Annotated in this window: 12 protein-coding genes; 1 reads left to right on the top strand and 11 read right to left on the bottom strand. The window is 71.7% G+C overall.

The genetic code is table 11. The features are described from left to right. Positions 1 to 41: 41 nt before the first annotated feature. From KJK29_RS06840 to KJK29_RS06795, 11 genes are all read right to left on the bottom strand, one after another. Positions 42 to 1,376 carry a sulfate adenylyltransferase subunit 1 gene (locus KJK29_RS06840; RefSeq protein WP_215117808.1) on the bottom strand — a complete coding sequence of 445 codons (1,335 nt, stop codon included), beginning with the start codon at positions 1,374 to 1,376 and terminating at the stop codon, positions 42 to 44. Between the two features lie 2 nt (positions 1,377 to 1,378). Next, positions 1,379 to 2,314 carry a sulfate adenylyltransferase subunit CysD gene (gene cysD, locus KJK29_RS06835; RefSeq protein WP_215117807.1) on the bottom strand — a complete coding sequence of 312 codons (936 nt, stop codon included), beginning with the start codon at positions 2,312 to 2,314 and terminating at the stop codon, positions 1,379 to 1,381. Beyond that, positions 2,311 to 2,847, bottom strand: coding sequence for an adenylyl-sulfate kinase (gene cysC / locus KJK29_RS06830; protein WP_215117806.1), 537 nt, complete (start codon positions 2,845 to 2,847; stop codon positions 2,311 to 2,313). The genes cysD and cysC overlap by 4 nt, the downstream gene beginning before the upstream one ends. A 23-nt stretch (positions 2,848 to 2,870) precedes the next feature. Continuing rightward, positions 2,871 to 3,581, bottom strand: a complete 711-nt coding sequence (locus KJK29_RS06825; RefSeq protein WP_215117805.1) for a phosphoadenylyl-sulfate reductase — start codon at positions 3,579 to 3,581, stop codon at positions 2,871 to 2,873. Next, positions 3,578 to 3,757 carry a hypothetical protein gene (locus tag KJK29_RS06820; RefSeq protein ID WP_215117804.1) on the bottom strand — a complete coding sequence of 60 codons (180 nt, stop codon included), beginning with the start codon at positions 3,755 to 3,757 and terminating at the stop codon, positions 3,578 to 3,580. Before KJK29_RS06820 ends, KJK29_RS06825 begins: the two co-directional genes overlap by 4 nt. Further along, positions 3,754 to 5,451, bottom strand: coding sequence for a nitrite/sulfite reductase (locus KJK29_RS06815; RefSeq protein WP_215117803.1), 1,698 nt, complete (start codon positions 5,449 to 5,451; stop codon positions 3,754 to 3,756). Before KJK29_RS06815 ends, KJK29_RS06820 begins: the two co-directional genes overlap by 4 nt. A 129-nt stretch (positions 5,452 to 5,580) precedes the next feature. Continuing rightward, complete coding sequence (locus KJK29_RS39255; RefSeq protein ID WP_310591794.1) at positions 5,581 to 5,664, bottom strand: putative leader peptide; 84 nt, start codon at positions 5,662 to 5,664, stop codon at positions 5,581 to 5,583. Positions 5,665 to 5,790: 126 nt separating this feature from the next. Then, complete coding sequence (locus tag KJK29_RS06810; protein ID WP_189721513.1) at positions 5,791 to 6,363, bottom strand: GNAT family N-acetyltransferase; 573 nt, start codon at positions 6,361 to 6,363, stop codon at positions 5,791 to 5,793. Positions 6,364 to 6,444: 81 nt separating this feature from the next. Next, positions 6,445 to 7,752, bottom strand: a complete 1,308-nt coding sequence (locus KJK29_RS06805; protein WP_215117802.1) for a hypothetical protein — start codon at positions 7,750 to 7,752, stop codon at positions 6,445 to 6,447. Between the two features lie 175 nt (positions 7,753 to 7,927). Next, positions 7,928 to 9,205, bottom strand: a complete 1,278-nt coding sequence (locus KJK29_RS06800) for a GAF domain-containing protein (protein ID WP_215117801.1) — start codon at positions 9,203 to 9,205, stop codon at positions 7,928 to 7,930. A gap of 283 nt (positions 9,206 to 9,488) precedes the next feature. Then, complete coding sequence (locus KJK29_RS06795) at positions 9,489 to 11,123, bottom strand: acyl-CoA dehydrogenase family protein (protein ID WP_215117800.1); 1,635 nt, start codon at positions 11,121 to 11,123, stop codon at positions 9,489 to 9,491. A 52-nt stretch (positions 11,124 to 11,175) separates the two neighbouring features. Between KJK29_RS06795 and KJK29_RS06790 the strand changes: the two genes are divergently transcribed. Next, positions 11,176 to 12,342 (top strand): YihY/virulence factor BrkB family protein, encoded by a 1,167-nt coding sequence (locus KJK29_RS06790; protein ID WP_251057730.1) that lies wholly within the window; start codon positions 11,176 to 11,178, stop codon positions 12,340 to 12,342. The last annotated feature ends 3 nt before the right edge of the window (positions 12,343 to 12,345 follow it).

Raw genomic sequence — 12,345 nt, 5'->3', positions numbered from 1 at the left:
CCTCCTTCGCGAACGTGGAGTAGAAGTCGGGGGAGTTCATCTCAGAAGTCCCACCCGTCGTCCTCGGCCTCGTCCCGCACCGGCTCGGGGGCGGCGAAGGACTCGCCGACCATGCCCGCGGTGAGGGTCTGGCCGTCGTTCGGGTCGATCAGGATGAACGAGCCGGTGCGGCGCGAGTCGGAGTAGGAGTCGACCGGCAGCGGCTCGGCGGTACGGATCTTCACCCGGCCGATGTCGTTGGCGACGAGCTGCCCCGGGTGCGGGTGCAGGGACAGGTCGTCGAGCGTGAGACGGGACGGGATGTCCTTGACGATCGCCTTGACCGTGCGGGTGCCGTGCTTGAGCAGCACCCGGTGGCCGACGGTCAGCGGGGCGTCCGCCACATGGCAGACGGTCGCCTCGATGTCCTGCGTCGTCGCGGGCGCGTCCTTGGTGGGCACGATCAGGTCGCCGCGCGAGATGTCGATGTCGTCCTCCAGCAGGAGGGTCACCGACTGCGTGGTCCAGGCGACGTCGACCGGCTCGCCCAGCAGATCGATACCGGCGACCTTCGAGGTGCGGCCCGAGGGCAGCACGGTCACCTGCTCGCCGACGTGGAAGGAACCCGCCGCGATCTGGCCGGCGTAGCCCCGGTAGTCCGGGTGGTCGGAGTTCTGCGGCCGGATCACGTACTGCACGGGCAGCCGGGCGTGGCAGTGGCTCAGATCGTGGCTGACCGGCACCGTCTCCAGGTGCTCCAGCACCGTCGGGCCGCCGTACCAGTCCATGTTCGCGGACGGCTCCACCACGTTGTCGCCGACGAGCGCCGAGATCGGGATCGCGGTGACCTCGGGGACGCCCAGCTCGGTCGCGTACGCCGTGAACTCCTCGGCGATGGCGGCGAACACCTTCTCCTCGTAGGCGACGAGGTCCATCTTGTTGACCGCGAGGACCACGTGCGGGACGCGCAGCAGGGCGGCGAGGGCGGCGTGCCGGCGGGTCTGCTCGACGACGCCGTTGCGCGCATCGACCAGGATGACCGTCAGCTCGGCCGTCGAGGCGCCGGTGACCATGTTCCGCGTGTACTGCACATGGCCGGGGGTGTCGGCGAGGATGAACCGCCGCAGGGGCGTGGCGAAGTAGCGGTAGGCCACGTCGATGGTGATGCCCTGCTCCCGCTCGGCCCGCAGGCCGTCCGTCAGCAGCGCGAGGTCCGGAGCCTCCTGGCCCCGGCTCGCCGAAGCGCGCTCCACGGCCTCCAGCTGGTCGGTGAGGACCGACTTGGAGTCGTGCAGCAGCCGGCCCACCAGGGTGGACTTGCCGTCGTCGACGGAACCGGCGGTGGCGAACCGCAGCAGGGTGGTCTCCGCGAGTTCCTCGGTCGTGATGGTGCTCATCTTTAGAAGTACCCCTCGCGCTTGCGGTCTTCCATCGCGGCTTCGGACATCTTGTCGTCGGCGCGGGTGGCGCCCCGCTCGGTGAGCCGGGAGGCGGCGATCTCGACGATCACCTTCTCGATGGTGTCGGCCTCGGAGTCGACCGCCCCGGTGCAGGACATGTCACCGACCGTGCGGTAGCGCACCAGGCGCTTCTCCACGGACTCGTCGTCCTTCGGCCCGCCCCACTCGCCGGCGGTCAGCCACATGCCGCTGCGCCGGAACACCTCACGCTCGTGGGCGTAGTAGATCTGCGGCAGCTCGATGCCCTCGCGGGCGATGTACTGCCACACGTCCAGCTCGGTCCAGTTGGACAGCGGGAACACGCGCACGTGCTCGCCGGGGGCGTGCCGGCCGTTGTACAGGTTCCACAGCTCCGGGCGCTGCCGGCGCGGGTCCCACTGGGAGAACTCGTCCCGCAGGGAGAACACCCGCTCCTTGGCCCGGGCCTTCTCCTCGTCGCGGCGTCCGCCGCCGAAGACGGCGTCGAACTTCTCCGCCTGGATCTTCTCGGTCAGCGGCAGCGTCTGCAGCGGGTTGCGGGTGCCGTCCGGGCGCTCCTTGAGCACACCGCGGTCGATGTAGTCCTGCACGGAGGCGACGTGCAGCCGCAGCCCGTGCTTCTCGACCGTGCGGTCCCGGTAGTCGAGGACCTCGGGGAAGTTGTGCCCGGTGTCCACGTGCAGCAGCGAGAACGGCACCGACGCCGGCCGGAAGGCCTTCAGCGCCAGGTGCAGCATGACGATGGAGTCCTTGCCGCCGGAGAAGAGGATCACCGGCCGCTCGAACTCGCCCGCCACCTCGCGGAAGATGTGCACCGCCTCGGACTCGAGGGCGTCGAGGTGGGACAGCGCGTAGGGGCTGTCGGTCTCCTCGGAAACGGTGGCCGCGGTCGTCATGCCAGTCCCCTTTCGCTGAGCAGGGCGTACACCGACGCCGCGGACTCCTGCACGGTCTGGTTCTGCGACTCGATGCGCAGATCGGGCGACTCGGGCGCCTCGTAGGGGTCGTCGACCCCGGTGAGGCCCGTGAGCTCGCCCGCCGCCTGCTTGGCGTACAGGCCCTTCACATCGCGCTCGCTGCAGACCTCGACCGGCGTGGCCACGTGGATCTCCGCGTACGCCGTGCCGTTCGCCTGGTGCCGCTTGCGCACCGCCTCGCGGCTGTCCTGGTAGGGCGCGATGACCGGGACGAGGGCGAGCACGCCGTTGCGGGCGAGCAGTTCGGCGACGAAGCCGATCCGCTGCACGTTGGTGTGCCGGTCCTCGCGGGTGAAGCCGAGGCCCGCCGAGAGGAACTCGCGGATCTCGTCGCCGTCGAGCACCTCGACGCGGCGGCCCTCGGCGCGCAGCCGGCCGGCCAGCTCGTGGGCGATGGTGGTCTTGCCGGCACTCGGCAGACCCGTGAGCCAGACGGTGGCTCCGGTCGTCACGTCGGTCTCCTGAATCGTCGTCGTCATCCGTGCAGCCCGCACTCGGTCTTGTTGCTCCCCGCCCAGCGGCCGGCACGGGCGTCCTCGCCCTCCAGCACCCGGCGGGTGCAGGGGGCGCAGCCGACGGAGGGGTAGCCGTCCATCAGCAGCGGGTTCGTCAGGACGCCGTGTTCGGTGACGTAGGCGTCCACGTCGTCCTGGGTCCAGCGGGCGATCGGGGAGATCTTCACCTTCTGCCGCTTCTCGTCCCAGCCGACCACCGGGGTGTTCGCCCGGGTCGGGGACTCGTCGCGGCGCAGACCGGTCGCCCAGGCCCGGTAGTCCTTCAGGCCCTCCTGAAGCGGCTGCACCTTGCGCATCGCGCAGCACAGGTCGGGGTCGCGGTCGTGCAGCTTCGGGCCGTACTCGGCGTCCTGCTCGGCGACCGTCAGGCGCGGGGTGAGCGTGATGACGTTGACGTCCATCACGGCGTCGACCGCGTCGCGGGTGCCGATGGTCTCCTCGAAGTGGTAGCCGGTGTCGAGGAAGACGACGTCCACGCCGGGCATCGCCCGGGAGGCGAGGTGGGCGACGACGGCGTCCTCCATGGAGGAGGTCACGCAGAAGCGCTTGCCGAACGTCTCGGCCGCCCAGGTGAGGATCTCCAGCGCGGAGGCGTCCTCCAGGTCGCGGCCCGCCTGCTCGGCGAGCGCCTTCAGTTCTTCGGTGCTGCGCTCTTCCTGAGTGGTCGTCATATCTCTGCCCCTCCGGAGTCGGATCGCTTCAGTCCCTGGGACAGCAGTCCGAGGAACTTCAGCGAGAAGGCCCGGCTGCACGCCGCGCATTCCCACGCCCCGTGCCCCTCCTCGCTGGGACGCAGGTCCTCGTCACCGCAGTAGGGGCAGTAGAACGGGGCCGCGCGCTCGCTCATGTCAGAGACTCCTCGCCGGCCCGGGCGGCCCAGGCGGCGAACCGCTCGCCGTCCTCGCGCTCCGCCTCGAACCGCTTCAGGACGCGCTCGATGTAGTCGGGCAGCTCCTCGGAGGTGACCTTCAGACCGCGCACCTTGCGGCCGAAGCCGGCCTCGAGGCCCAGCGCGCCGCCGAGGTGCACCTGGTAGCCCTCGACCTGCTCGCCCTCGCTGTTGACGACCAGCTGCCCCTTGAGACCGATGTCCGCCACCTGGATACGGGCGCAGGCGTTCGGGCAGCCGTTGAGGTTGATGGTGAGCGGCTCGTCGAAGTCCGGCAGCCGGCGCTCCAGCTCGTCGATCAGCTGCGAGCCGCGCTGCTTGGTCTCGACGATGGCCAGCTTGCAGAACTCGATGCCGGTGCAGGCCATGGTGCCGCGCCGGAACGAGGACGGCCGGGCGGTCAGGTCGAGCGCCTCCAGGCCCTCGACCAGCGAGTCGACCTGGTCCTCCTCGACATCGAGGACGATCATCTTCTGCTCGACGGTGGTACGCACCCGGCCCGAGCCGTGGGCCTCGGCGAGGTCGGCGATCTTGGTGAGGGTGGCGCCGTCGACCCGGCCGACACGCGGCGCGAAACCGACGTAGAAGCGGCCGTCCTGCTGCCGGTGCACGCCGATGTGGTCGCGCCAGCGCTCCACGGGCTCGGCGGGCGGCGGTCCGTCGACGAGCTCACGCTTGAGGTACTCGTCCTGCAGCACCTGGCGGAACTTCTCCGGGCCCCAGTCGGCGACCAGGAACTTCAGCCGGGCGCGGGTGCGCAGGCGCCGGTAGCCGTAGTCGCGGAAGATGCCGATCACGCCGGCCCACACGTCCGGGACCTCGTCCAGCGGCACCCAGGTGCCGAGCCGGACGCCGATCTTCGGGTTGGTGGACAGCCCGCCGCCGACCCACAGGTCGAAGCCGGGGCCGTGCTCGGGGTGGTCGACGCCGACGAACGCCACGTCGTTGATCTCGTGGGCGACGTCGAGCAGCGGCGAGCCCGAGATCGCCGTCTTGAACTTGCGGGGCAGGTTGGAGAATTCCTTGCTGCCGATGTACCGGCGGTGGATCTCGTCGATGGCGGAGCTGCCGTCGACGATCTCGTCCTGCGCGATACCCGCGACCGGCGAGCCGATGACCACACGGGGCGTGTCACCGCAGGCCTCGGTCGTGGACAGGCCGACGGCCTCCAGCCGGTTCCAGATCTCGGGCACGTCCTCGATCCGGATCCAGTGGTACTGCACGTTCTGCCGGTCGGTGATGTCGGCGGTCCCGCGCGCGAACTCCTGCGAGATCTCGCCGACCACCCGCAGCTGGCGGGTGGTGAGCCGGCCGCCGTCGATGCGGACGCGGAGCATGAAGTACTCGTCGTCCAGCTCCTCCGGCTCCAGGATCGCGGTCTTGCCGCCGTCGATCCCGGGGCGGCGCTGGGTGTACAGACCCCACCAGCGCATCCGTCCGCGCAGGTCGTTCGGGTCGATCGAGTCGAAGCCCCGCTTGGAGTAGATCGTCTCAATGCGTGTCCGCACATTGAGACCGTCGTCGTCCTTCTTGAACTGCTCGTTGCCGTTGAGCGGGGTGTGGTGTCCCACGGCCCACTGACCCTCACCGCGGTGACGGCTCACCTTGCGGCGGGGAGTCGCGGCGGCAGGCTTCTGCGGGGTGGCGGCCATGGTTGATACGTCCTTCGGGACAGGCGGGAAAGCGGCTCTGACCTGCGCGTGCGGGCGCACGCTGGTACGGGCGCGTCATTGCGCAGGTATGGAGACAAGAAAGAGGGATGCCGGGCTGCGTGAGTGCTCTCAGCGCGCCGGACAGATGGCGCTGGACATGCGGCCGAGGTCGACGTGCCGCCGACTCACCAAGGCAATTCCAGTTCCAGACATGACGGAAGCGTGTCACGGCGATCTGGACACAGTCCAGCTTCGTCCAAGATTCGGACACTCGTGTCTCGGAATCCAAGACACGCGTGTCCTTGGTCACATCGGGTCATCCCGGGGTGTCCGACCAGGTCAGACGGGGAACGCCCCAGGCCACGGTCCCGGAGCGGCGACGTCCGCCTCCTCCTCGACCTTGGTGTCGAACAGCTGGAACCCACGGCGCTGGTAGTTGTCCATCGCGTGCTCGCCGTCCTTGCTGCAGGTGTGCAGCCAGACCCGCTTCGTCGGCGTCAGTCCCGCCCAGCGGTCCGCGAGGTCCCAGGCCCGGGCCGTGCCGTACGACAGCAGGTGCCCGCCGATGCGCCGGCCCCGGAAGCCGGGCAGCAGCCCGAAGTAGACGATCTCCACGACCGCGTCGTCCTGCGCCTCCAGCTCCACGTACCCGGCGGGCGTGCCCCGGTCGTAGGCCACCCACGTCTCCACGCCGGGCCGCTCCAGGTGCTCCTGCCAGCGGGCGTACGACCAGCTCAGCCGGTCGGTCCAGCGGATGTCGCCGCCCACCGACGCGTACAGGAACCGGCTGAACTCGGGCGAGGGCACCTCGGAGCGCACGACCCGGACGTCCCCTTCCGGCGCGACGGCCGGCAGCAGGTCGGTCGGGGCGGTCTGCTCCAGGGACCAGGTGGTCACGGCGATGGTCGGCATGAGGGTCAGGAAATCATCAGGTGTGACGAACTGTCGAACCCCCGGGGCCCGGGTCATGGGCGGCACGCGGCCGGAGGCGCCCTAGTCGAGGGCCCGGTCGACCGAGGACAGGGGCAGTGCGAACAGCATGCCGCCGGACTGGGACCAGACCTCGCCGGTCTCCTCCCAGTAGGACAGGGAGCCCGACCGGCCGCTCCAGCAGTGCCGGGTCTCGTCCGTCCCGCACTCCGTCGCCCGGGCGCTGCCGGTGTCCTGGCGCCACAGCGTCCCGTGCCCGCCCGGTGAGCCCGCCGCGCGGTCGAGATACCAGCCCGAGCGGTACGCCAGCACGCCCCGCACATCGGTCGTCTTCGTCTCGTACGCCTCGACCGGGTCCGCGCGTCCGAAGGAGTCGGTGCTGAGCAGGCCGGGCCGGGCCGGGTCCCGGCTCAGCGCGTAGCGCCACAGCCGGGTGCGCCGGTCGCCGTCCGCGGGCACCCACTCGCTCGCGACCAGACTGTCGGGGGAGGTACTGCGGTCCAGGGAGACGGTGGCCGGGCGCGCGTCGTCGCCGCCTTGCAGGGTGTACGAGCCGACGGCGGGCAGCACGTACCGGTAGCCGTGCGCCGCCCAGCCGCCGCGCACCCGGCCGACCGCCTCGGAGTCGACGGTGGCGCGCTGGATGCGGTCCATGTCGTACACGTACAGCGCGTTCCGGTCGCCCTCGCGGGTCGTCACCAGCAGCTTGTCCTGGTACCAGACCATGCCGGACAGAGGCGAGACCAGCCCCCGGTAGTCGTGCCCGCCGTCCACCGGGACGGCCAGCAGGGCCCAGGTGTAGCGGAGCCGGTCCGGGTCGTTCGCGTCGACGAAGGCGACCTTGGCCAGGCCCCGCTCGGGCGCCGGGCCGTCCATGGAGCCGCCCTCGGCGCCGTTGGTCCAGCCGGAGAGGATCACACGGTTGTCGCCCCAGCGGCCGTCGTCGTCCGCGTCTCCCGAGGTGGTGACCGCGCCGGGCCGCCAGCCCCGGGTGTCGGCGCCGCCGAAGCAGTACGCGCGGGTGGCCGCCGGTTCTATGGGCAGGGCCTGCTTCTCGGCGGTCGAACAGCCGGCCGCGTCCCGCAGCGGGCGGTCGGCGCTCTCCAGCACCGCGCCGACGCCGACGGGGCGGCCCATCTCGGAGGAGAGCCGGTCGAGCCACTGATCCGGCACCCGGTGCTCGGCCAGCGGCAGCCGCCCGGCCTCGGCGGTCGCACTGATCGGCTTCAGGGTCCCCGGGGCGTCCGTGACCTCGGCCTGCGAAGCGCTGATCAGGGTGGCTGCGGCGGTGAGCGCGAGGGCCGTCCCGGCCAGCGTCGCCCGTACCGCCCTGCCCCGCCTGCGCCGCCGGTGTCTGCCGCGATGCTTCATAACGCCCTCCTGAGGCGGGCCAACTGCGCCTGATGATCCATACGTTGACGGAGGAGCAGGTGGGGTGACCCGTAGAGGGATGCTACGGCAGGTGAGCGGGGTGGCGGACGAAGACCCCGCAAATATGCGAAAGATGTACCCCTGGGCGACAGTCGGGCGACACGTCCGGTGAACCTCAGGGGGCCGGTGCGGAGGCGCGGAGCCCGCGCACCGCCGGTGCCGTGGTGTACGGCAGCAGATCTTGCGGGTCGTCCGGGAGCAGCAGCTCGACCTCGGCGTCCTCGGCGAACCGGTACGGCCGGTGCTCCAGCAACGCCCCCAGATACCGCCGTACCCGCGACATCTCGGCGCGCACCGTCACCGTGCGGGCCGGGTCGCCGAACACGTCCCCGGCCAGGCCCGAGGCGCTGCGCCCGGTGCGGTGGACGGCGAGGAGGTACAGCAACTCGGCATGCCGGGGACTCAGTTCGCGGGCCCAGGACCCGGCGCCTTGGGAGACCTCCACCGACCAGCTCCGCGCCTGTCTGAGGTCCAGCACGATCCTGGTCGCCCCGTGCGGCACCGGCTCGTCGGCGGCGGCCCGCACCAGCCAGCCCCCGGCCAGCGGCTCGACCGAGCACGGCCCGAGCACCGGCAGCCACCGCGGGCCCGCCGACAGCGACTTGGGCAGGGCGATCCGCCGGGTGTACGGCATCCCGCTCACCGCGGCGGTCCAGCCGTCCGGGTCGACCACCAGGGCGCGCCCGCCGAGCCGGGCCAGCACCGGCGCCGCCACCGCGCGCAGCCGCTCCAGCGACTCCACGTGCATCTCCCGCAGCCGGGCCTCGGCGAGCTTGGCCACCGAGTCGACCCAGGCGAGCGTGGCCGGATGCATCGTCTCCAGCGGCCCGCTCACGTCCACCACGCCGAGCAGCCTGCCGTCCCGGGGATCCGTCAGGGGAGCGCCGGCGCAGGTCCAGCCGGCCTGGGAGCGCACGAAGTGCTCGGCGGCGAAGACCTGCACGGGCCGGCGCACCACCGCCGGAGTGCCCAGGCCGTTCGTGCCGACGACGTCCTCGCGCCAGTCCGCGCCGAGTTCGAACCCGAGCCCGTCGGCCTTGCGCAGCACCGGCGCGCTGCCCTCGCGCCACAGCACCCGGCCCTCCTCGTCGGCGACCACCATGATGTGGTGCGCGATGTCCGCGACCGCCAGCAGCCCCTCCCGCAGCACCGGCAGCACATGGCGCAGCGCCGAGGTCTCGCGCCGCCGCCGCACCTCGTCCAGGGGCAGCAGCCCCGCCCGGACGTCGTGGTCCGGGTCGACGCCGCCGCGCAGCATCCGCTCCCAGGACTGCTCGATGACCGGCCGCGGCGCCACGGGGGCGGGCTGCCCGGCGAGCCGGGCGGAACGGACCTCGTCGAGGACCCGGGCCGCCCGCGTGGCGTTCACCGCGGCGAGCTGCGTGACGTCCATCGGCGTGTCCCCCCGGAGCCGTTTCCGACTGTCCGTCTCATAGTGCCGTCTGCCCCTGACGGACGCGCACACTCCGCACACAGTCGGCATCAAGTTGCAACCCCTTGCAACCCTGGTGAACGGCCGGGCCGTGGCTGAAAATTGAGCAGCGCCGTCCCGAGCGGCGTTCGATGGCTCGAACGGGCCAGTGCCGCGGGGGTGGTGCCGTGTCGGCGCAGCACCACCCCCGCTCCCGGGCGAGCGGTTCAGAACACCAGGTCAGAGCACCAGGTCGAACACCGGGTCAGGACACCGGACGCGCCCGCTCCACCACCGCCGCCAGATCCAGCGTGTGCGGCAGCGTCCCGAAGGCCGCGCCCCCGTCACCGCCCAGCCGGGCGGCGCAGAACGCGTCGGCCACCTGCGGCGGCGCGAACCTGACCAGCAGCGATCCCTGGAGCACCAGCGCGAGCCGCTCCGCCAGCCGTCGCGCCCGCCCCTCCACGCCCTCCAGATCGGCCAGTTCGGTCAGCAGGTTCTTGATGGCCCCGTCGAGCCGGTGGTCGGCGCCGCGCGCCTGCCCGACCTCCCGCAGATACGCGTCCAGCGCGCCCGGCTCCCGCTGCAACGCCCGCAGCACATCGAGGGCCTGGACATTGCCCGCGCCCTCCCAGACCGAGTTGAGCGGCGACTCCCGCACCAGCCGGGGCATTCCGGACTCCTCGACGTACCCGTTGCCGCCCAGGCACTCCGCCGCCTCCACCGCCACCGGCGGGCACCGCTTGGTCACCCAGTACTTGGCGGCCGGCACCGCGATCCGCAGCAGCGCCCGCTCCTGCTCGCCGCCGTCGTCGTAGGCGGCCGCGAGCCGCAGCGCCAGCGTCGTCGCCGCCTCCGACTCCAGGGCGAGATCGGCGAGGACATTGCGCATCAGCGGCTTGTCGACGAGCTTCCCGCCGAACGCCTCGCGGTGGGTGCAGTGGTGCACCGCCTGCGCCACGGCCTGCCGCATCAGCCCCGCCGAGCCCAGCACACAGTCGAGCCGGGTCGCCGCGACCATCCCGATGATGGTGCGCACCCCGCGCCCCTCCTCGCCGACCCGGCGCGCCCAGGTCCCGTCGAACTCGACCTCCGCCGAGGCGTTCGACCGGTTGCCGAGCTTGTCCTTGAGCCGCTGGACCAGGAACACGTTGCGCGTCCCGTCCGCCAGCACCCGCGGCACCAGGAAGCAGGTCAGCCCGCCCGGAGCCTGCGCCAGCACCAGGAAGCCGTCGGACATCGGCGCCGAGCAGAACCACTTGTGCCCGGTCAGTTCGTACGTCCCGTCCTCGGCGAGGGGCCGCGCGGAGGTCGTGTTCGCCCGGACGTCGCTGCCGCCCTGCTTCTCCGTCATGCCCATCCCGAACAGCGCGCCGGCCTTCAGGTGCGCGGGCCGCAGCTCACGGTCGTAGACCATGGACGTCAGCCGCGGCTCCCACTCGGCGGCCAGCTCCGGGTCCGTGCGCAGGGCGGGCACCGCCGCGTGCGTCATCGACAGCGGGCAGCCGTTGCCCGCCTCGACCTGCGTCCACACCAGGAACGCCGCCGCCCGCCGGACGTGCCCGCCGGGCCGGGCCCAGGCCGCCGTCAGACCGGCCGAGACACCCTTGCCGAGCAGCCGGTGCCAGGACGGATGGAAGTCGACCTCGTCGATCCGCTCGCCGTACCGGTCGTGGGTGCGCAGCCGCGGCGGATTCTCGTTGGCGCGCACGCCCCACTCCTGCACCTGGGCCGCGCCGGAGGCCCGCCCGAGCGCCGACAGCTCGCCGAGCACCTCGTCGAGCAGCTCCGGATCCAGATGCCGTTCGACCCCGGCCGTGAGGGCCTGGTCCGCGGTGAAGACGTCGTACCCGACCAGCGGCGGGACCTGGTTGCTCACGGAGTGCGTGCTGCCAGCCATGGTGCGAACCTACCGGGTGAGTGCGCTCGGGCGCGACGGATACCGTTAGGGGGTGCAGCCAGGAAGTGAAACCCCCGACACACCCTCCGGACGCCTCCACCGGGCGCGGGCCCTCTACCGGAACGTATCCAAGCGCAGGACCGCCTGGCTGCTGCTCAAGGACACCGTCAACTCCTGCATCGAGTACCGCATCCTGGGCCTCGCCGCCGAGGCCGCGTTCTTCACGCTGCTGTCGGTGCCGCCGCTGCTGCTCAGCATGATCGGACTGCTCGGCTACGTCGACGCCTGGACCGGCGCCGACACCATCGAGAGCCTCCAGGCCAACATCCTGGAGGCCGCGCGCACGATCCTCTCCGACCAGGGCGTCAGGGAGATCGCCGAGCCGATCCTGCACGACGTGATGAAGGGCGGCCGGCCCGACGTCATCTCCATCGGCTTCCTGTTCGCCCTGTGGTCCGGCTCCCGTGCCGTGAACGTCTTCATCGACACCATCACCGTCATGTACGGCCTCGACGGGGTCCGGGGCATCGTCAAGACGCGGCTGCTGGCCTTCGCGCTGTTCATCGTGGCCCTGCTGATCGGCTCCATCGCGCTGCCGCTGATGGTGGCCGGGCCGGACGCGGTGGTGCGGATCGTGCCGTGGTCGACGACGGTCGTGCAGGTCCTGTACTGGCCCGTGGTGATACTGCTGTCGATCGCCTTCCTCACGACCCTCTATCACGTGTCCGTGCCCGTCCGCTCTCCGTGGATCGAGGACGTGCCCGGAGCGCTCGTCGCCCTCGGCATGTGGGTGCTCGGCAGCTTCCTGCTGCGGATCTATCTGACCAGCACGGTCGAGGGCCCCACGATCTACGGCTCCCTGGCCGCGCCCGTCGCCGTGCTGCTGTGGATCGGTGTGTCCGCGTTCGCGGTGCTGGTCGGGGCCGCGGTCAACGCCGCCATCGACCGGGTCTGGCCGGCCGCCGCCACGGCCGCGGCCCGTGAGGCCAACGAGCGGCTGCGCCAGGCGCAGGTCGCCGAGTACGTGGCCCGCGCCGCCGCCCACGGGGAGGCCGACCCCGACATGCCCTCCGAGTTCCCCGAACGCTGGTCCCGCTTCCTGCCCCCGGAGGACGTCTCGGCCCGCCTGCGCACGCATGTGAAGAGCACCCATGTGAAGAGCGCCCACGCGAAGAACAGCGAGGCCAACGGGGAGAGGCAGCCGCCCGAGGAGAAGTGACGG

Origin of the sequence: Streptomyces koelreuteriae (assembly GCF_018604545.1) — a bacterium.
Lineage (GTDB): Bacteria > Actinomycetota > Actinomycetes > Streptomycetales > Streptomycetaceae > Streptomyces > Streptomyces koelreuteriae.
The sequence above is the reverse complement of the archived record's forward strand: the minus strand, read 5'-3'. Positions and strand labels throughout refer to the sequence as shown.